Source organism: Paenibacillus sp. FSL H8-0261, from assembly GCF_045040645.1.
Classification (GTDB): Bacteria; Bacillota; Bacilli; order Paenibacillales; family Paenibacillaceae; genus Paenibacillus_AQ.
On the sequence record NZ_CP150297.1, the window covers coordinates 6,527,802 to 6,549,324 of the forward strand.

At 43.3% G+C, this 21,523-nt stretch carries 17 protein-coding genes; 4 read left to right on the forward strand and 13 right to left on the reverse strand.

Annotated features, from left to right (window positions below; all coding sequences use genetic code 11):
- Positions 1-135: 135 nt before the first annotated feature.
- The 7 genes from MHI27_RS29115 to cidR all read right to left on the reverse strand — a co-directional run bounded on the left by MHI27_RS29115 (position 136) and on the right by cidR (position 7,457).
- Complete coding sequence (locus MHI27_RS29115) at positions 136-2,025, reverse strand: ABC transporter ATP-binding protein (RefSeq protein ID WP_405175209.1); 1,890 nt, start codon at positions 2,023-2,025, stop codon at positions 136-138.
- Positions 2,022-3,782, reverse strand: coding sequence for an ABC transporter ATP-binding protein (locus tag MHI27_RS29120; RefSeq protein ID WP_405175210.1), 1,761 nt, complete (start codon positions 3,780-3,782; stop codon positions 2,022-2,024). The genes MHI27_RS29115 and MHI27_RS29120 overlap by 4 nt, the downstream gene beginning before the upstream one ends.
- The gene (locus MHI27_RS29125; protein WP_042192575.1) at positions 3,775-4,221 is read right to left on the reverse strand and encodes a MarR family winged helix-turn-helix transcriptional regulator; all 447 of its coding nucleotides are present in this window, start codon (positions 4,219-4,221) and stop codon (positions 3,775-3,777) included. Before MHI27_RS29125 ends, MHI27_RS29120 begins: the two co-directional genes overlap by 8 nt.
- A 279-nt stretch (positions 4,222-4,500) precedes the next feature.
- Complete coding sequence (locus tag MHI27_RS29130; protein ID WP_262495583.1) at positions 4,501-4,623, reverse strand: hypothetical protein; 123 nt, start codon at positions 4,621-4,623, stop codon at positions 4,501-4,503.
- Positions 4,577-5,977, reverse strand: coding sequence for a DNA-binding protein (locus MHI27_RS29135; RefSeq protein WP_405175211.1), 1,401 nt, complete (start codon positions 5,975-5,977; stop codon positions 4,577-4,579). Before MHI27_RS29135 ends, MHI27_RS29130 begins: the two co-directional genes overlap by 47 nt.
- A gap of 195 nt (positions 5,978-6,172) precedes the next feature.
- Positions 6,173-6,412 (reverse strand): aspartyl-phosphate phosphatase Spo0E family protein, encoded by a 240-nt coding sequence (locus MHI27_RS29140; RefSeq protein WP_042192581.1) that lies wholly within the window; start codon positions 6,410-6,412, stop codon positions 6,173-6,175.
- Between the two features lie 112 nt (positions 6,413-6,524).
- Positions 6,525-7,457: a cidABC operon transcriptional activator CidR gene (gene cidR / locus MHI27_RS29145; protein WP_405175212.1), complete on the reverse strand. Its 933-nt coding sequence runs from the start codon at positions 7,455-7,457 to the stop codon at positions 6,525-6,527.
- 111 nt (positions 7,458-7,568) lie between these two features.
- On the opposite strand from cidR, the gene MHI27_RS29150 reads away from it, so the two are divergent.
- On the forward strand, positions 7,569-7,943 hold the full coding sequence (locus MHI27_RS29150) for a CidA/LrgA family protein (RefSeq protein ID WP_042192585.1): 375 nt from the start codon (positions 7,569-7,571) through the stop codon (positions 7,941-7,943).
- Positions 7,937-8,620 (forward strand): CidB/LrgB family autolysis modulator, encoded by a 684-nt coding sequence (locus MHI27_RS29155; RefSeq protein WP_042192587.1) that lies wholly within the window; start codon positions 7,937-7,939, stop codon positions 8,618-8,620. Before MHI27_RS29150 ends, MHI27_RS29155 begins: the two co-directional genes overlap by 7 nt.
- Positions 8,621-8,696: 76 nt before the next feature.
- On the opposite strand, the gene MHI27_RS29160 is transcribed toward MHI27_RS29155, so the two are convergent.
- Both MHI27_RS29160 and MHI27_RS29165 read right to left on the reverse strand, forming a co-directional pair.
- A complete protein-coding gene (locus tag MHI27_RS29160; RefSeq protein WP_341129380.1) occupies positions 8,697-9,665 on the reverse strand; it encodes a Gfo/Idh/MocA family oxidoreductase in 969 nt (322 codons plus the stop codon).
- A 53-nt stretch (positions 9,666-9,718) separates the two neighbouring features.
- Entirely contained in the window at positions 9,719-12,025 is a 2,307-nt protein-coding gene (locus MHI27_RS29165) for a helicase C-terminal domain-containing protein (protein ID WP_405175213.1), read from the reverse strand.
- 283 nt (positions 12,026-12,308) lie between these two features.
- Between MHI27_RS29165 and MHI27_RS29170 the strand changes: the two genes are divergently transcribed.
- Entirely contained in the window at positions 12,309-14,168 is a 1,860-nt protein-coding gene (locus tag MHI27_RS29170) for an LTA synthase family protein (protein WP_405175214.1), read from the forward strand.
- A gap of 88 nt (positions 14,169-14,256) precedes the next feature.
- Here the strand turns inward: MHI27_RS29170 and MHI27_RS29175 are convergent, their stop codons facing one another.
- A complete protein-coding gene (locus MHI27_RS29175) occupies positions 14,257-14,688 on the reverse strand; it encodes a MarR family winged helix-turn-helix transcriptional regulator (RefSeq protein WP_081382665.1) in 432 nt (143 codons plus the stop codon).
- A 248-nt stretch (positions 14,689-14,936) separates the two neighbouring features.
- Between MHI27_RS29175 and MHI27_RS29180 the strand changes: the two genes are divergently transcribed.
- Positions 14,937-16,631 (forward strand): methyl-accepting chemotaxis protein, encoded by a 1,695-nt coding sequence (locus MHI27_RS29180; RefSeq protein ID WP_405175215.1) that lies wholly within the window; start codon positions 14,937-14,939, stop codon positions 16,629-16,631.
- 95 nt (positions 16,632-16,726) lie between these two features.
- Here the strand turns inward: MHI27_RS29180 and MHI27_RS29185 are convergent, their stop codons facing one another.
- The 3 genes from MHI27_RS29185 to MHI27_RS29195 form a co-directional block, all read right to left on the reverse strand.
- Positions 16,727-18,742, reverse strand: coding sequence for an EAL domain-containing protein (locus MHI27_RS29185; protein WP_341129383.1), 2,016 nt, complete (start codon positions 18,740-18,742; stop codon positions 16,727-16,729).
- Positions 18,743-18,970: 228 nt separating this feature from the next.
- Complete coding sequence (locus MHI27_RS29190; RefSeq protein WP_405175216.1) at positions 18,971-20,629, reverse strand: hypothetical protein; 1,659 nt, start codon at positions 20,627-20,629, stop codon at positions 18,971-18,973.
- Positions 20,622-21,422: an ABC transporter ATP-binding protein gene (locus MHI27_RS29195; protein ID WP_405175217.1), complete on the reverse strand. Its 801-nt coding sequence runs from the start codon at positions 21,420-21,422 to the stop codon at positions 20,622-20,624. The genes MHI27_RS29190 and MHI27_RS29195 overlap by 8 nt, the downstream gene beginning before the upstream one ends.
- Between the last annotated feature and the right edge of the window lie 101 nt (positions 21,423-21,523).

Sequence of the window (21,523 nt, forward strand, 5' to 3'; positions counted from 1 at the left end):
TAATCAAACTTTTTTTATTTTCTGAAAAATCAAAACACCTCATCACATATAAAATACCCCTCTCTTCACATATAAAATCAGCAACATGTGAAAAGAGGGGTTTATGGTTTGCTATACTTTTTCTTTCACTTCAACTTAGCCTGCGTCCAAATCTCCTTCGGAGAACTGACTGTTGTAAAGATCAGCATAGAATCCGCCTTGTGCAAGCAGTTCCTCGTGATTGCCCTTCTCGATTACACTACCTTGATTCATAACAAGGATAAGGTCAGCATCTCGAATCGTCGAAAGACGGTGAGCAATTACGAAGCTGGTTCTGTTTTGCATCAATGCTTTCATTGCTTTTTGAATCAACAATTCTGTCCGTGTATCGACACTGCTCGTTGCTTCATCAAGAATGAGGATCGATGGATCGGCCAGAATCGCACGAGCAATCGTAATCAGCTGCTTCTGACCTTGTGAAATATTAGAAGCTTCTTCATTTAACACCGTATCATAGCCAAGTGGAAGTGTGCGGATAAAGTGATCGGCATGAGCAGCTTTGGCAGCACGAACCACATCAGCTTCTGAGGCACCTTCACGTCCGTATGCAATGTTATCGCGGATCGTACCATTGAACAGCCAGGTATCCTGAAGCACCATACCAAATTTGCTGCGCAGGTCACTCCGTCTCATATTGGTAATATTGACACCATCAATGATAATTTCCCCATCATTAAGCTCGTAGAAGCGCATCAACAGGTTAATCAGAGTGGTTTTACCAGCACCAGTAGGGCCGACAATCGCTATGGTCTGACCTGGACTAACCTCAATATTCATGTCCTCAATCAGAATCGCATCTTCTTTATATCCGAACTTCACATGACGGAACTCAACGGAACCTTCCGGAGTACCTTCATCAAGCTTCGCAAGCGAAGTATTAACTTCACTAACTTCTTCTTCTTCATCCAGAAGTTCAAATACCCGTTCTGCGGAAGCAATAGTGGATTGAATAATATTCGCAATATTAGCCGTTTGTGCAATCGGCTGAGTGAACTGACGGGAATACTGAATAAAGGCTTGAATATCCCCGACATCGATCATTTTTTTAGTAACAAAGATACCGCCGACTACACAAATCATTACATAACCCAAGTTACCGATAAACATCATGAGCGGCATAATCATACCGGACATGAATTGGGCACGCCAACCAGAGTCGTAAAGCTTATCGTTAATTTCATCGAAATCCTTAAGGGACTGCGGTTCACGACCAAAAGCTTTAATAATCCGGTGACCTGTATACATTTCTTCTACATGACCATTCAACTGACCGAGTGACTTCTGCTGTCCGACAAAATAAGTCTGCGAGCGCTTGGAGATAGCCATAATTACAACGAAGCTGAGTGGCAATGTAACAATTGTAATCAGCGTCAGCCATGGGCTGATGGTAAGCATCATTACGATGACACCGATAATGGTGACAATAGAAGTAATCAGTTGAGTTAAGCTCTGCTGCAGTGTAGTACTGATGTTATCCACATCATTCGTAGCACGGCTTAGAATTTCCCCATGGGTACGGGAATCAAAATATTTCAAAGGCAAACGTTCCAGCTTGCTGTTGATCTGCTCACGCATGTCGTAGACGACCTTCTGAGCTACGCCAGCCATTACGTACTGCTGAATATAGCTAAATAGAGCACTAAGCAAATACAGACCCGCAAGTATGATCAGGATATCATTAATGTATCCAAAATCAATGGAAGCTCCCTCAACACCCATTAATTTACCGTAAGCACCTTCGAATAGTTTAGTTGTTGCTTTACCCATAACCTTAGGACTGAAGATACTGAATACAGTACTGGCAATTGCCATTACAAGAACGATAATCAATTGAACCATACGAGGTCTTAAATACTTAATCAGACGACGAAGTGTACCCTTGAAGTCTTTAGCCTTTTCTGCAGGCATCCGCATGCCAGGGCCGCCACCAGGTCCAGGACCTTTATGGGTGCGCGGAGCTGCAGCTCTATTGTTTTGTTCACTCATGCTATTTCCTCCTCTGACAGCTGCGAGGATACGATCTCGCGGTACACATCACTGCTCGCGAGCAGTTCACGGTGAGTGCCCATTCCGGCGATTTCACCCTCATCAATAACAATAATCCGGTCGGCATCCATAACGGTACTAACCCGTTGAGCTACGATTAGAACAGTGGATTCCGTGGTTTCATCTTTGAGTGCCGCACGAAGCTTAGCATCTGTTTTGAAATCAAGTGCAGAGAAGCTGTCGTCGAACAGATAAACTTGAGGTTTTCTCACAAGCGCACGTGCAATGGACAGCCGCTGTTTCTGACCACCAGAGACATTACTACCGCCTTGAGCAATTTCCGAATCAAATCCATCTTTCATTGCTGACACGAAATCGTAGGCCTGAGCTACCTTGGCTGCATGAATGATTTCTTCATCGGTAGCATCCTCTTTACCGTAGCGAATGTTTTCGTTAATCGTACCTGAGAACAATACCGCTTTTTGAGGGATGTAACCAATTTTGCTCCGTAGCTCTTCCTGAGTCATCTCACGCACATCTACTCCGTTAACACGTACAGCACCTTCGTTAACATCATAGAACCTTGGAATCAAGCTAAGCAGCGTAGATTTACCTGAACCAGTACCCCCGATAATCGCAGTAACTTCACCTGGGCGAGCACTGAAGCTAATTTTCGAAAGTGCAGGTTGTTCCGCGCCAGGATAAGAAAAGGAGACATTATCGAATTCAACAAAACCACGCATATGATCACGGCCGTCTTTTTTAGTTGCTTGAGCCGTTGTTTGTAATTCACTCTCTGATGGATCTGTGAACTCCGGCCGCATATCGAGCACTTCATTGATACGCAAGGCTGAAGCTGAAGCACGAGGAATCAGCACGAACATCATCGACACCATAATCAGGGAGAACATGATTTGCATCGCATATTGAATAAATGCCATCAGTGAGCCGACTTGCAAATCTCCATCGCCAATTCGAATCCCACCAAAGTAAAGAATTGCGATCATGGAAAAGTTCATAACAATCATCATAAGCGGCATCAAACCGGCCATGATTTTATTTACTTTGATCGCTGTGTCAGTCAGATCACGGTTAGCCTCGGAGAAGCGTTTATTCTCATGATCAATCCGGTTAAATGAACGGATAACACGGATACCCGTCAAATGTTCACGTAGAACCAGATTTAATTTATCCAGCTTGATCTGTATCGCTTTAAACAGTGGTAATCCCTTCATCCCGATAAAGAAAATTGCGCCAACGAGTACCGGAATAACTACTACAAAGATCAATGATAATTTCGCATCTTCAGATACCGCCATGATGATACCACCAATCATCATCATCGGTGCACCGATCATCATACGCAGCATCATAGTAAGTACGGTCTGTACCTGCGTAATATCATTCGTTGTACGGGTAATTAAAGATGCGGTACCGAGCTTATCGAATTCATGCAGCGTGAAATTCTCTACGTGGTTAAACACACGAGCACGGGTAAGTTTACCGAACCCTGCTGCCACTTTTGCTGATAAATAGCTGGCAATGACTGAACATAAGGCCCCGCCCCCTGCAACTAAAAGCATGAAGCTACCTATTTTCCAAATAAAAGTACGATCTCCCTGAACAATACCCTTGTCGACGATGTCGGACATCAGCGTAGGGAGGTATAAGTCGCCCATGGACTGCAAGAACACAAGAATTAATACAGCACCAATAGCTACTCGAAATGGCTTCAGTTGTTTAAATAATTTAATCAAGCTTCTCATCTCCGTTCATTTGTAGCCTATCCCAATTAGGTGGTGGATTATCCTCAACGAATGCATGTACTTTCAGCAACAGTTCTGTGAGCTGCTTAGTCTCTTTTTCACCTAAGTAACGAACGAGCTCATCAAACATTGCGTCTCTATATTGCTCTGCTCTTCGTGTGAGTTTTTTTCCACTCTCCGTCAATTTCACGCGTACGACTCTTCGGTCCGAAGGATCTGCGTGTCTTTCCACCATCTGTTTCGCCTCAAGACTATTAATCAACTGCGTAATAGTTGGAGGTGTGAATCCGAGAAGTCGGCTGATTTCAGATATCTTTAGACCCTCATCATCAGAATGATTCCATTTTTCAATGCATATCATTAAAGTCATCTCACTCGGCTTATGGCCTTCAACACCCTTTTGCCATTGGCCTTTATGCAGCCGTTTCATCGCCGCAAAAAGCTCGTGTGCGACTGAATTTTCAGTATTTTCTGTATTTCCTCCGTTTATCCCAATTTCTTTCACCTCTAATTTAGTTAGGTCAGCTAATTATTAAACACTGTATTATTTAGGCTACCTAATTATATTTTCGGTGCAACGCTTTGTCAAATTTTGAATACGGTATCAATTATTACGAAAAAGAAAACTCCCCAGCACAATGGCAAGGGAGTCCAATTTCGTATATGTATTACTCTGTATTATAAGAATACTGAATAGATTTCAGTATTCTTAGAACCAAGCTCCATGCTCGTACGTTGTAATGCCTCCATTGCTTCCAGAGCCTACAGGTCCGATAATGATGAAGCTAAACAATGCTAACACGCTTACCATCATCAATAGTGATTTTTTCATTCTTTCTCACCCCCTTTACTAATTCTCTATATTTCTCCTGTTGAGCAGTATTAGCATAATCTCTACTCATTTCAAATAAAGTTATACAATTAATGAAGTCTTTTCCATTGTTCTGCTTAATAGATAACTCGAGAGATTTCACAAGATAATCCACGCCTGTAACATAACGTTTCCTATTTATTTGATAGATCGCTACTTGATAGTACAAACGGAATACACGGTCCACGTTATTCGGCTCCTGAAACCCTTCAAATCTCAACATTTCTCGTGAGAATCGTGTAAGTATATTATCAGCAGAGAACCCATATCGATTAGCCGCATCCATAATGGTAATAAGTCCTGCCAAGATTTCGCCCGGGTGATCTGCCAAAAAATCCGTATAGCTAGGCAAGACATCCACATTGCCCATCAACATCTCTATCGTGAATCCATTACCAATTGCGAATAACCGGAATTGCTCTACAGCCTGACGACCTTCTTCGTTAATCATTTCAAACCAGCTAAGATCTGCATAGCCTGCAGTATACTTCTTAGCTTCCTCATATTTACCCTGCTTGGTAAGTGAGATTGCTTTAAGTAGATATCCATGTCCATAATAAACAACAAGCGGACGTTCAGTATGAAGAACTTCCCTTCTTCTATCCTGACTTTTTCGTAATTGGTCACGATAAACAGCATTGGCCAACGTTCTTAGTTCATCCGCGAACGACTCCATTTTAATCCATCGCCGAAGATCAAAGCTCAACTGCGTTAGAGTAAGTAGACCATCTAACTGCATATTTTCTGGCAGTCGATTCCTGAAAGGTTCAAATGTAATAACTGCATGCAGCTTCTCATCTGAATCGACAATTGATAAGATTGCTCTAAAAATACGATAATGACTGATAGCCAATCTCTCTGAGTAACTGTCGGACTCATTCTCTGCTACAATTTTATAGAAAAACATGGATTCATCTATTTTACCTTTATTAAACAATTTTTCGGCTATCGAATAAACGATATCTAGCGATTTCGGATATTCCAATAACTTGCTTAATGTTTCATCAATGCATTGCTGCTTACCTAGTTCAGCGCAACGTATTAAAAAAGGCTCAACCCTGCGGCGTGAGACCTTCTCCTCATTGAAGCATTCATCAACGTACAGTGGATACAACCAACCATCCGGAAAACCAAAGGCTTTAATGATTGCATCTATTTGTCCCAGGGACATAGGCTTCGGTGGATTCCCATGCAGAATTGCGCTGAGACTTCCACGATTCAGGCCACAAATTTTTGAAAATGAGGCGAGATTATGGCCGGAGCGGGACAGATTTTTCTCAATTTCTGAGCGTATAGTTGTTAACTTTCCCTCCACTCGGCACCCCCAAAGTTCGACTTGAAAAGATTCTATTAATTGACATTATAGGTGAAAGTTATGGATTGTACAACCAATAGATTGTACGACAAAAAGAGGAGCGTATTTCTCTCCTCTTTATCGGTTGGATCTTTGTAATAGTGTAATTCTATGGATGTATCGAGTTTAATTTATTGTAATAGCGGCTTTTGAGCTTCAGCAGTAAGCTGTTGCACTTGCCTTGCGACTGCGCAAGTTCTCCATCATCTTATGTTGTGCCAGCAAAATATAACCGTCCAATCGCTCGCTTAGCTCTAGGACAGCATGGTCACTAAGACTCCGTTGCTCCGCGACTTCCAGCAATTCGCATCTAAGGCTCTCTATAGTCACAAACAGCTCATCTTCTCTGTAGTCTCTTCTATAAGCTTTCTCGGAAGAACCTTGATATAGTGTCACAACTCTCTCCTTCTCTCTATCAACATCTCTTCCTATCATAATCCATGATACCAAAAAACATATTTTCAAAAAAAAAGAAAAATTTGCAGAACATCCACAAAAAATAAAATAGCTATTTATTCGGATGCTCTATAGGCTCGTGGGGAAGCTCATTTGGATACTGTTCTCTCAATAGTCCCTTTGCAAAAGAAATCCATTCACGTGCTGCGAATGATAAATAACGGTCTCTACGCCAAGCCATAGCGATCTGCCAAGGAATTACCGGATCTGTCAAAGGAATAACTACCAATCGTGAGCGATCCATGTCACGGCAAATGGTTTCCGGCAATAATGCGATTCCCATTCCTGCGGCTACCATCTTGCTGATTAAGTCCCATTGTGAACTCTCATATATAACCTTCGGCTGAAATCCAGCTTTTACACATTCCGTAATAATCCGATCGTGCAGCGTGAAATCCTCTCGAAATAGCACGAACTCCTCTTCTGCCAGCTCACTTAGCGGAACAAGCTCTGCCTCGGCCAGCCGATGTCCCATAGGCAAAATAAGATTCAGCTTCTCTTCAACAAAAGTAAAACAATGAAGTTTGGCTGTATCTACAGGCAATACAACCATTCCAATGTCCAGCAGTCCCGTTTCTACATCTTCCTCCACTTTTTTGGCCCCATCCTCATGAAGACGAATCGTAACCTGCGGATAACGTTTATGAAATTGACCAATCACCGATGGAAAAAAGCTCGCTCCTACCATTGGAGGCAGGCCGATGCGGATGTGGCCCTGCTCCAGATTCCGTAAGTTATCCAGTTCGGAAGACAAGCTAGCGAAAGACTCCACGATATTTTGCGCTTTGGTGAACAAAATTTCCCCTGCGTCTGTAAGCCTCACACTCTTCCCTTCACGATAAAACAAGTCTGCCTCCAGTTCGACCTCCATATTCCGAATCATTTTACTGATCGTGGGCTGTGTTATATATAATGATTCAGCAGCTCTGGTAAAGCTTTTCATTCGTGCCGCTTGAACGAAATATTCTAATTGTCGGATATCCATTTATGTGCCCCCAATCCATAGACAAAAGGAATGTCATTTATTCGATCTATTCATTTTACCTATGAAAACAATTGATGTAAACTTTCATTATCATGAAAGGAGCGAAGCCTTATGAAAAAGATTGTTATAGGCTTGCTGCAGGTAGCGGGACTTATGTTATTCTCTTTACTTATTAATGCTGTGACCCCATTATTGCATATCCCTATTCCCGGAAGCATACTCGGAATGATTATATTGTTTCTCCTGCTTGAGTTCGGTGTCATTCGTCTGAATTGGGTAGAGGTTGGTGCTTCTTGGCTACTCGCCGAGCTCCTGCTGTTCTTCATTCCATCTGCTATAGGTGTAATGAAATACGCTAATATTCTGGAAACGGATGGATTACGTATTCTTGCCGTTGTCGTCTTAGGCACATTTGTTGTGATGGCTAGTTCCGGATTACTTACCAGTAGAATTTATAAAGCGAAGGAGCGGAAAGAATCATGTTAAACGCTCTGCTGTTCTTTGGCCTCACGGTCGCGGTGTATTTACTCGCGAAACGTATCTATGCTTCTACCGGTAAAGTCTACACCTCTCCATTAATCATCACACCAGTGATTATGATCATTTTTCTGCTTATAACAGGCATTACTTATGACTCATACAATGCGGGAGGAAAATGGCTGACGGATTTGCTGCAACCAGCAACCATGGCCTTTGCCATCCCTTTGCATAAGAACTTCAAGGTACTCAAAAAGCACGCCGCCGAAATTGCGGCAGGCGTGCTATCAGGGACGATAGTTGCGGTGATCTCTTCCATTCTGCTCGCCAAATGGCTGCATGTTAGCGGCGATCTGGCAGCTAGTCTGGTCCCGCGTTCGGTAACTACACCGATCGCTATGAGCATCTCGCAAAGTATCGGCGGTGTACCGAGTATTACGGCAGTCTTCGTCATTATTACCGGGATACTTGGTACAATGATGGGCCCTACTGTACTTCGCATCTTCCGCATTGAGAATGAAATTGCGCGCGGTGTATCGCTGGGAACCGCTGCACATGGTACAGGAACATCCAAAGCCTTCGAGCTTAGTTCACTGACCGGAACCATCTCCAGTATTGCGATGATTCTGTCCGCGCTGTTATCTATAGGTGTGGCGCCAGCTTTGCTCGCGATATTCCTCCACTAGGCTAACCCAGCTTGGGCCAAGGGCATGTCTCTTTAGTACATCTAAAGTAGCATGTCCTTTTTCTATGAATTGAACCTTAGAACTTAACAGGCAATCCGCTTTGCGCTGAATCATAGGCCGCACAGGTGACTTTGAGGGTATTGTATCCATCCTCATAATCGCATAAAATGCGCGAGCGATCCCCCGTCCGTACAGCATGTATGAAGGCTTCACTTTCTACTAAATATGGGTTTCCTGTATTCGCAAATTCGGTGCTATTGCCGCTTCGCACTTCCAAGAGACGATCCGGGTTCCAGTCCAAAAGTCCCCGATCATTATAGAAGCTAAGACCTACACTTCCCACCTCATCAGGTAAAACGCATGTATTTGAAATATTAGCAATAATTCCATTTTCAAGCTTCAGGGATACGGTACCTACATCTGCCACGCTCACACCTTCATGCTGCTCATGCATAATCCGGTTTCCGAACATGCCGTAAACTTCCTTTACTTCTCCGGCTAGATAGCGCACCAAATCAACGATATGTGTAGTCTGCTCTGTGAATTGTCCTCCGGATTGCTTCTGATCACGCCACCAAGCTACGCCTGGCATGCCGCCCATCCATTGCCCCATAATCATACCGACTTTGTCACCACGCAAAGTTTCTTTCAGACGTTTAATGTTCTCCTGATAGCGGAAATGATATCCTACCGAGGTTAACAAATTATGTTCTTTGATATCCTGAAGTAGGCTTGCGGGAATTTCAGTAGTCATACTAAGCGGTTTTTCTATAAAAAAGGGAATATCCCTCTTGATTAATGATCGTTCGATCGCGCCATGAGATTGTGGAGGCACACAAATATAAACAGCATCGAGCTTCTCCGCATCCAGCATCTCCGTAATATCACCATATCCAGCAGCATCGTAAGGACGTGCCATATCTTCGCCTTTAGCCTTACTGCTTCCGCAGACCGCCTGCAAACGGACATTATCCATCTCTGCTAGTAAATCAGCATGTACCTTAGAGAACCAACCGGTACCCACAATACCCACTTTTAATGTCATTCTTTTTCCTCCTGCCGATTGATTATGAATACCTTTTCATAGATTATACCCTCTTATGAGCGGATAAGATAATCTCTCCATTCTTCGGGAAGCAAATGCATGTAAGGACTCTGCAAAAAGCGATCATCCGCAAGCACAATAATGCCTGTATCTGTCTCACTTCGAATCAGTCTGCCTCCAGCTTGCAATACCTTGCACATTCCCGGGTAGACATAAGCATAATCAAAGCCATTTTTACCTCTGGCATTAAAATACTGACGCAGCAGATTACGCTCAAGACCAAGCTGTGGTAGGCCAACTCCAACAACCATTACCCCGTTGAGACGGTCTCCTGGCAGATCTACACCTTCCGAAAAGATCCCTCCGAGTACAGCAAATCCTAACAGCGTCTCGTCATTATCTGGACTAAATGCTGCTAAAAAACTTTCTCTAGCCTGCTCACTCATGCCTGTATCCTGCATCAAAGTCCGTACTTCGGGGTAATTCTCCGTAAAGGCCTGATATACGTTTTGTAAATAGAGATATGAAGGAAAAAACACCAGATAATTGCCCTTCTTTGAAACCATTTGATTCAATGCCTGAGTTAACGGGATGAGGGAAGCTTCCCGGTCATGATAACGTGTGGAGACAGGCAGCACGGTCACTTCCCATTGCTCCTTCTGAAAAGGAGATAAGACCGTTAAACTGTAATCTTCCTCCACCGCACCAATCATATCCCGATAATACGATAATGGAGAAAGCGTAGCAGAGAACAGAATCTGACTTCGAAAGCTCTTGGACATTTGTCGGAGCAAATGCGATGGATCCAAATTAAATAACTTCAAGTACACATCGCCGCGCCGAACCTCAGCATAAGTTATGTAGCGTTCATCATAGGTCTTAAAGGTGCGAAGCATCCCCTGAACTGCAAAATAGGTATCCAGGAGAACATTCTCTCCTTCTCCATTCTGAGGAACAATGCTGGCGCTCGGGTGAATAAGTTCCTGTTCCGCCTCCAAAGAAAATATCTCAAGCAAGGCTGGCAGCTCCTCCGGGAACGAAGCCCACTGCCCTTGCCCCTCTTCATTACAAATTTTGCGAAGGGAGATAAAAAAAGCATTCACCGATTTAGCTGCAGCACTCAAATTACGGTTTACTTCCTTGTACTGACGCTGGACTTCTAGAAAGGGGGCCTTCAGCAAAGAGGCAGAGAACATCTCTCGTCCCCGGTCTACCAGATTATGTGCTTCATCTACCAGAAGCACCGTTTCTCTCTTTCTCTCCTCTGTTAGCCGTTTCAGGCTGATCCGAGGATCATATATATAATTGTAATCGCAGATCACCGCATCGCAGGCATAGGCTGCATCCAGCGAGAACTCAAACGGGCACACTTTATGTTTGTGAGCATACAGTGCTAGGGTGTCTCTGCTCATCAGTGTCTCATGCTCTAACAGATCCATTACCGCATCATTAATCCGATCATAATAGCCTTCCGCATAGGGACAGGAATCCTTACCGCAAATCCCTTCATCATGAAAACAGGTCTTCTCTTTAGCAGTAAGTGTGATGACATGCAGCTGAAGTCCCTGCGTCAGCAGCAGCGAGATTGCTTCCTGCGCGGCAAAACGGGTAACCGTCTTAGCCGTTAAATAGAACAATCCTTTAGCTTGTCCTTCGCCCATTGCTTTAAGGACCGGGAACAGCGTCGACATTGTTTTTCCGATGCCTGTGGGCGCCTGAGCGAACAGACTGACCTTTTCTACGATGGATTTGTACACCGCTCCGGCAAAATGCCGTTGTCCCTTTCGATAAGAAGGAAACGGGAATTGTAACTCTCGAAGGCTCTGCTCTTTCTTAGCATCATGACGAACCATCATCTCAGCGTACGGAGCATATCTGGCTACGGTATCATTAGCAAATGAGATCAGTTCATCTAAAGACAACGTTCGGTACAAGCTTTTTTGCTCATCAGTAGCCCGGTGGACATAGGTAAGCTTTACTTGAATAGAAGAAAGCTCCTGCTCCAGCGATACCATATATGCGTACATCAGCGCCTGAGCCCAATGAACCTCATGTCCCTCTTCCAGCATATCCAGCAGTCCGGAGGTTGATTTGATTTCTTCGACGATTAGGCTCCCATCCTCCGAAACAAGCAGTCCATCACAGCGCCCATCTACTATATAGAGTAAGCTACCATAAGGGATCTCTGTTTTCAGATAGACCTCCTTGCGGTCGCCTTCCTTATATTGCTTTTGGATTTTCTGATGAATTCGTGTTCCTTCAACCATAGAGGAAGTACCATGAAATCCAGGCTCAATACTACCGCTGCGAAAAACATACTCGACGAGAGTTCTAACGGATAGGGTTACAGTATGATCCAACTATTCTCACCTCCCTTAATTAGCCATATATCCTTTTTGTTCCCAATGTCTATTTCGGTCCTTTAATCGCTGTATAACCCCATGGGATAGCATAAACATTATCTTTCACCCATGCGTGTTTAACTTTACGCACTCCACAAAGCTTATACTTACGCTTTCGGTTTTTGACTTTCTTCTGCTAGCCCTGCATAATAAATTTTATTACTATGGAGTCATTTTGTCTTGGTGCTGTTTCGTCCTGTTTGAGAAATGGCGTTTTATCATGTAGAAAGAGGGGGAAGCTGTGTCATCCTTTAATATTAAACGTTGGATTATTAAACCTTTTGTGTTTTTCACAATACTTTTTATCCTAAAAGCATTTCTGGCTTGGGGCGTCATTTTTGATGATGTGCTGCCTTGGAAATCATTACTGACAGAAATCCCTTTTGCCTGGGCGCTCTTCTGTATTATTGAGCGGTTCGCCTCCAAACGAAAGCTTGGATATTACATGACAGTCAATTTATTAGTAACAGCCATCTTTTTCGCAGCCATTATGTATTTTAAATATTATGGTGTCATTGTAACTTACCATGCCGCAGAACAGGTGAATCAAGTCACAGCTGTCAGCAACAGCGTATTCTCACTTATGGATCCTTACTACCTGTTAATCTTTACAGATATAATTGTCCTAGGAGGCTATTTCTTCTTTAATAAGAAAGGCCGTGTCTATAAAAAAGAGAATATCAACCGTCGTAACGGAAAAATAAAATATAGTGTTCTATTCGCAGTCTCACTTGGTTTATGCTTGTTTAACATTTTGCCTAATAAGGCTAGTATGAACGAAATTAAGAAAGCTCAGGAGATGGGTATTCTTAACTATGAAGCCTATACGATCTTTGCAAAAGAAGAACCAGAGCTTGTGCAATCAAGTGACATTACACAAGATGCCATCAACAAAGTGAAGGGGATTAATACTGCGGTTAGTTCTCCACTTCATGGCACGGCTAAAGGCAAAAATCTTATTATCATTCAATTGGAATCCTTCCAGAACTTCTTGCTGGGTCTTGAGCTAGACGGGCAAGAGATTACACCGAACCTGAACAAGGTAATGAAGGATAGTCTTTACTTCCCTAATTTCTATCAAATGGTAGGTCAAGGGAATACGTCGGATGCAGAATTCGTAGTGAACACATCCGCCTACATCCCTCCACGTGGTGCGGCAACGATGTCCTATGTGGATAAGGTGCTACCAAGTCTGCCACGCTTGCTTAAAGACAATGGGTATCAGACCGCAACCTTCCACACCAATGTCGTAGAGTTCTGGAACCGTGGTGAGCTGTATGACTCACTGGGCTTCGATCATTATTATGATCGCTCATTCTTTGGTGAAGATGATGTTTTCTTCTTCGGTGCTTCTGATGATACGCTCTATAGTAAAACTGCTGACAAACTGAAAGAAATGAGCAACGAGGGTCAACCCTTCTACGCTCAGATCATTTCGATGTCAGCGCATCATCCATTCACAATTCCTGAGGAAAAATACCGCATGAAGCTACCAGAGCGTTACGAAGGTACTTTTGTGGGTGACTATATCCGTTCCCAGAACTATGCGGATGATGCCTTCGGACATTTCGTAGAAGAGCTTAAAGCGAATGGCGTATGGGATAACAGCGTGATCATGATTTATGGAGACCATATGGGACTGCCTATTTATTCTCTCGATCATGATGATAAGCAATTAATGTCTGAAATTTATGGTCATGAATATTCCTATGCGGATATGTTAAACATTCCTCTGCTCATTCATGCAGGAGACAGTACAGCACCACAGACCTTAGAGCAAGTCGGTGGCGAAGTGGATATTATGCCAACTGCTGCTGGTCTTCTTGGAATTTCATTAGAGAATAACCTAGTTTTCGGTCAAGATCTACTCAGTCAGACTTATAATTTGCTGCCAGAAAGATATTATTTACCTTCTGGATCTTTCATTTCCAGCTCAGGACTGCTTATTCCGGGTAACAGCTTTGAAGATAATACCCAATACCCTATTTATAATGGAAAAGCACCGGCTGCTACTGAGGATGAATACAACCGAGCATTGAGACTTCTACAGCTTTCCCATAGCTATATTACGCAGCTGCCAGACAAACCAATTGAACCTTAGAACTTATCATTATTATATTTCAAAGAAGGCCACCTTCTCTCCGGAGAAGGTGGCCTTCTTTCTGTATCTATAAGCTAAAGCTAGAGATTTACCGTTCCTGATCCTCGATCATACGGTAGTACTCCGCAAACTTTTGCAGCTCTTCCGGCTTCAGTATAGATAAATGCTCAGCAAGCAGCTGTTTTGAACGGAAATGTCCTTCTTCAAGTATTTGCTGACCTTGCTCGGTGATGGTCACCACAACCGCTCTCCGGTCCGATCCATCCGTCTCACGCTTAATAAAACCCAGCGCTTCCAGGCGATCGAGCATCACGGTAATGGCACTTGATTTGACCTCCATAGACTCCGCCAGCTGTACCACCCGCGACTTTTTCTCTTTCGCTACTATATTTAACAGACCCATCTGAGGTACGGTAAGTCCGAGTTCTTTATGCAAAGTCCTTTGAGACATGATCTTACGCTGTACTCTCCACATGGATAATCCAAGACGCTCTATTAACGGATCTAATTGATGCGGCATCCTTGTTTCAACTCCCAATCCGTTTTTTAATAACACAAGCGTACCACTAGAACTGGTCAGGATTCAATGCTTTTGTCTACTAAAGATTTCATAATCACGTTTATTTCCATAATTTTTCCATCAATTTACAATATCCGACACAAAAATACTATATTCTATGTAAGGTCATAGGCTTAACGATACGCTATAATCGTAGCAGTGAGAGCGATTGTCTCCGAAAACATATTTTGTCAAGGTTGGTGCAAAGAATGAAATTGGCAACTAAATTAACTTGGATGATGTTCATCGTGTTACTTCTTGTTGGATCATCCATCGGGTTCTTCGGATACCGTACTGCGTATAAGCAAGTAGATGAAGCAGCAGGTATCGAATTGGTAGGATGCGCCAATATTACAACCGGGCTGATTGACCCATCAGATATTACCGCGCTAATTGCAGGAGATCAAAGCAAATTGGAGGCTGTCGAAGACCGGATCGGTTGGATTGTTGCACATAAGGCTATTTTTAAAGAGGCGTTCATTTTATCGCTAGACGGAAAGATCCTCGCCGCAGATTCAAGCTTCAAAGCAAGAGGTTATAAAGCAGGCGACACTTTTTATTTCTCAGATGAAGAGAAGCAATTGATCACTACATCTAAGCATTCCGCCTACTCCAAGGTTTATACATACGAAGGTACCTCACTTAAGACGGGTTACGGCCCCATCTATCAGGATCATGATCCGTCCAAGCCTATAGTCGCTCTAATGGCTATTAACTTCGATGGCCCATTAATTCAAGAACGGACCCGAGACATCATTGTTCAGCCTTTTATTATCGGGACTTCCATTCTAGTTATTGCTATTGTGGCAGCATATCTCTTAATCCGCCGAATGGTAAGTCCACTAACGAAGCTATCCAGAGGCGTAAATCTTGTTGCACAGGGTGATCTTACTCATGATCCTATTTCATTCAACAGCAAGGATGAGATTGGTACACTAGCTCGAAATTTCAACGGCATGACGCAGAGCTTGCGCATGCTCATTACCGAAGTTAATGAAACCTCCATGCAGGTTGCGTCTTCATCCGAAGAGCTCTCTGCCAGCGCACAGGAAACTAACCGTGCTGGTGAGTACAGTGTCAACGTTTCGATTGAACTTGCCGATGGAGCTAATACACAATTGCAAAATTTGGAGGGTGGATATAAGTCTGTACAAGACTTGTCACACTTCATTACAGAGATTGCAGGAAATGCTGATAATGCAATGAATAATGCTACCAGTAACGCCGAAAAGGCTCGCACAGGTCGAGAAGCAATGGACTCTACTACACAACAGATGAGCATCGTCAGTGACAGCATCACTGATTTAGCTGTCATTATTGAAACCTTGGGTGGCTACTCCAAGGAAATTGAGAATATTGTGGGCACGATTGCGAGCATCGCAGAAGAAACCAATTTGCTGTCGCTGAATGCAGCCATTGAAGCTGCAAGAGCCGGAGAAGAGGGAAGAGGCTTTGCGGTAGTTGCACAATCCGTACGCAAACTTGCCGAGCGATCCGCCCAATCTGCTGCTCAAATCGGACAACTCGTAAGCATCATCGTAAATCAGATGGACCAAGCAGGAGAAACCATGAAGCGCTCTACAGAAGAGATGGATCAAGGTCGGGAATTAATCGTAACGGCAGGTCAATCCTTCTCCGAGATTGAGATGTCCGTCTCTGGGATGGCTTCACAAAGTCAGCAGATTTCCGGAACAGTCCGCGAGCTAGCCTCCATCTCCGATGGTCTCGTTACTACTCTACAGAATATTGTAGACGTCGCTAATCAGACAGCAAGCGGTGCGGAAACATTATCCGCCTCCTCACAAGAGCAGCTTGCAGCCATGGAAGAAGTGGAGTCAGCTGCAGGTTTCCTGTCCTCGCTAGCTGAGAAGCTACAGATTCTAATTGAACGTTTCAAAGTATAATTCTTCTTATTCATGTAAGTTCTTAAACTTAAAGGGGCTAGCGACCAAGCAGAGAAATTCTGCTTGGTCGCTAGCCCCTCTTCTATGTATTGAGATCACGACGCTGCCGTATTTGCTATAAACCACTCACCCAGCTCATGTACAGGCATCGGCCGACCGTAATAATAACCCTGCATGACTCTACAACCCAGTGATTTCAGCAATTCAATCTGCTCTGGTGTCTCCACACCTTCCGCCACGACTTCCATATTAAGATGAGTCGCGATCGCAATAATATTGCTGATAATAGCTTTCTTGGAGTGCATCTTGCTGTTACGAATAAATACTTGGTCAATCTTGAGTGTGTTCACTGGGATTTCATCCAAATTACCAAGGGAGGAGAAGCCTGTCCCAAAGTCATCCAGCGATACTCTTACCCCAAGCATTCGAAGTCTAGACAGCTGTGCAACCGTCTCTTTCATGTTATGCATCGCAATGGACTCTGTAATCTCCAGTTCGAGAAAGTGTGGCTCTAATTCTGCACATGTGAGTGCTTCCGCTACAACATCGTATAGACTCCCATCCTCAAACATCCGTGCGGACATATTAATAGAGACCGGTACGTTAGCTATCTCTTCCTTATGCCAGAACCTGTTCTGGCTACACACATCATGTAGCATCCAATAGGTAATCGGAACGATCAGTCCGGTCTCCTCTGCAATAGGAATGAATTCCGCTGGCGAAATGATCCCATGCTCTGGGTGTCTCCAGCGCAGCAGCGCTTCAAGACCCACCGTAACATTCATATATGAATCCCATTTCGGCTGATACACAACCATAAACTCAGAACGAGCCAAAGCTTTTCGAAGATCCTTCTCTAGCGACATCCGCCGTAACTGATGGCGATTTACTTCCTGGTCGAACACACTGCATTTATTCTTACCTGAATCCTTAGAGGTATAAAGAGCCGTATCCGCAGCCTTCATTAGCGCTGAGCGATCAGTCCCATGCATAGGAGTCATACTGATTCCAACACTTGCAGTAACATATAGCTCATTGCCCTGAATACGATAGAATTCCTTAAGTTCATGCATAATATGCCCTGCTTCTTCCTGCGCACCCTCCAGCGTGCAATCTGGAAGAGCAATCAGGAATTCGTCACCGCCTAAACGGAATATTTTTCCTTTATCCCCTACAGAACGAATTAATCTAACAGCGACCTCCTGTAGTAGCATATCACCTATATCATGTCCAAGCGTATCATTAATCGACTTAAAGCGATCTAGATCTACAATAAAAACAGCACCAGATCTACTTTCAAAAAATTCATCTTTAAAATAGCGTTCTAGTCCATGTCGATTCGGCAGCTCTGTTAGCGGATCTTGATAAGCCATTCGTTCAAGCACATGGCGATCCAGAAATACGGCGCCAGCAGAAACTGCGAGCATAAGTAGCGCTGCCAGCGAAAATGCCATTAACAGTATAACATCAGTCTCTACAAAAAAAGGTTTGCTTCCAGGTAAGTTGTTATATTCAAAATGACAAGCCTTTACACTTGTGTAATGCAATCCGGTAACTGAAAATCCGATAAACAACGCCGAGTATAGCTTCCATCGCTGAAACCCTGCGCATTCTTTAAACTTTTGAAACATCAATAATCCGATATAAGACGAAACCAAAACCAGAATTACAGCAACGGCTTGAATCCATATATCATAATGAATCCTCGTCGCAATCTTCATAGAAGACATTCCGATATAATGCATAGCCGAAAAGCCGCTTCCCAAGAGAATACCACCTACTACTAAATTCCATATCTTTAACTGAGGAACAGATGTGATCCGGAATGCCAAATAGCAGAATAACACACCAACTAATAGTGATATTATAGATCTGCCTGGATAATAATTGACCTCCGCCGGAAAGCGATTCGCCATTATCCCAACATAATGTATTGCCCATATACCGCAGCCTAACACACAAGCTCCCGAGATCAACCACAGACGTCGGATTTTGCCAGTAGAACGCGAAACTTGCGAAATCAGATTTAGTGCAGAATAAGTAACTGTCGCCGCTAGCACAAATGATAGTAAAACAATCCAAACATTAAAGTGGATTCCCATTTTATCCATTAGTTAACCTCTTCACCGGTTTTGAATCCCGTAATCGCTCAGCGTATTTCTCAAGTAAAAAATCAGTACACGAATATCAGATATGGAAGAGTGCGTAAAGATTATAGGTTATCCATAAAAAGAAACTTTAGATGTATTCTACTCTGTATTCAGAAGATTGTCTAAGTAAATACTGGAATTTATACCCTTTTTTATTACGCGAGAAATGTCCATATTTGACACAATCACTCAACCCGGAAAACTTGAACCATGACCTGTTGATGATACATTTTTTGGAAAGGTAATTCGCCATATCCATAGATTCAAAACTACCAGAACCAACAGGTAGATATAAACTCCACCCATAAACAAAGTGAAGACGTAATGAATACCTGCCATCCCCATCAGCAAAAATAGCAACCCAAAGGAGTTTGCGGTGTAATCCTTCTGTTTAGCTACCTCATAACGTTCTGAGAAAGGTAGTACCGGAGGATAAGAACGGAAGCAAATGACCGCATAGATCAGCATTGCAAACAGCACGACTACCAAGTCTGGCACAATCCGCAGCCCAAACAACCAAAGATACACTATCGCTTCTATAGCGAATAAAGGTAATAGCAGGCGAACTATAGCTGCCTTAAGCATTCCACGATAGATGGGTGCGGTGTTTGGCAGAGGAATCAGCTTATAAATCCAAGAGCCTTTATAACCCGCAGAGTACCTTAGCATTAGAACAACCGTCTGAAGTAACGTCGCACCGAAATAAATCATCAGGTATGTGTTCGAATCCTTGATAGACGATGCATTTCCATCCCAAAAGATCCCAAATATAAAAATGAACGGGAAGACAATGGAATAACCGATTGCCGGATATACCTTTAACTTGAAGTCACGCTCATTCTTCATCATTGACCAGCTAAAACGAAAAAACATGCCCTCTACCGGGTTCTTACAAGTTACTTTCGAAAACCAGTCCACCATTCGGGCGTTACTTTTTCCAACGTTCCCTTGCTCTGAAAGCTTCTGTAAGCTCTTTTCGAATAAAGGCATCAGCTTAATATAAGCCACAATCAGCAGAACCGGAATTACTAAAGCTAGCACTGAAAGCACCACGAAGTGTGTATCTCTCGCCCCGCCAATCAACATCTCAAATGGAGCCGCGAACCAAATCGGAGAAATCAAATACTGCCACCATGCCGGCTTAAAAGAGAGGCTCAATTCAGCAATATCGAACAGTCTAACAACGAGCTGATACCCTACTGTAATCCCTATAGTCAAAATGATCTGTACATAATTAATAATATCTTTGAGCTTCTCCCCGTCGAAAAACTTCATGATCAGTAAATAAAGCAGCGCCGTAATGACGAGGATAAAGCAGTCCATCAGAATGATCTCAACAGCATATATTAGAAAAAATAGTACTCCCTGTTTGAACAGGCACAAAATCAGCGAAGGTCCGGTCAATGTCAGCGTTACTGAAAATAAATAAATGAGAATGTGGATGCTCTTCGCCATGTTCAAGGTACGGCGGTTCACTGGCTTTGAAGCCAGTATGTTTTTGTCCCGAAGATCAAGCATCACGGAAGAGAAATCAGAGATCAGTGTGGTCGTAATCATAAACATCACTACACCAAACACTAGACTCATCTGCAGCATATAGTTCCCCGTTAACATCATAAGAGGAATTAACATGACCCCAAAAAGTAAATAAATCCATTGCACCCGCAGCGGCGAGCCCTCTTTCTTCTCCTCCTTCTTCTGCATTCCAGCGAGCACTGTCGGTGTTCTTCTTCCGTCCATCGTCATTTTGACCTGCAGAATACTCCGCATCACATCATAATCAACTCCGATTCGGCTAAACCCACCTCGCAGCTTATCCAGAAGCTTCAGCACATAGAAATCAGTCATGAGAAGATCCCTCTTGCATGACCGCAACAAATTCCCCAGCAATATCACGGTATTTATCAAATCCAGTTAATTGATTAAAAATATCCTCAAGCGACCCTTCGCGGCCCTTCTCTCTTAGCTCAGCAAAGCTCCCATCCGCCACGATATCACCACCATCGATCAAAACAATCCGGCTACTGATCTTCTCAACTACATCCATGATGTGTGAAGAATAGAAAATGGTCTTGCCCCGTGCCGCCAAAGATGCAAAAATCTCCTTTACCACCATTACGCTATTGGCATCCAGACCGCTCAACGGTTCATCTAGGAACAGAATATCGGGATCATGAAGCATGCTGGAGATCAGCAGTACCTTTTGTTTCATCCCTTTGGAGAAGGTTGCGATCCGCGAATCATAAGCTTTCTCAAGACCTAGCAAGGCCATCAATTTTCCAGCTTTGGAATCCACATCACTACGCTTCATGCCATACAACTCACCTACAAAAGTTAGATACTCCCTAGCGGTGAGGCTATCATATAATTCGGCTACCTCCGGCACATAACCTATTCTTTTTTTGTAAGAAACATCTCCATCAGCAATATCCCTACCGAAAATCTCTACTTTGCCGTTGTAGCCTTCTACCAGACCGAGCATAATCTTAACAGTTGTACTCTTTCCTGCCCCGTTAGGGCCGATATAGCCAATAATTTGTCCTCTGTATACCTTAAGGTCAATGCCCTTTAGCACCATTCGGTCCGTGTAGTTCATCCATAAACCAGAAATCGCAATGACTGGATCATCAGCAAGGCCCATATCCTAATCCCCTCTCTAGCGACTAATTGACGATGTTAAAAATTACTATTTCATAAAATTACAATAATTGTATCATTCAACTGAATCCCACTCCATAATTT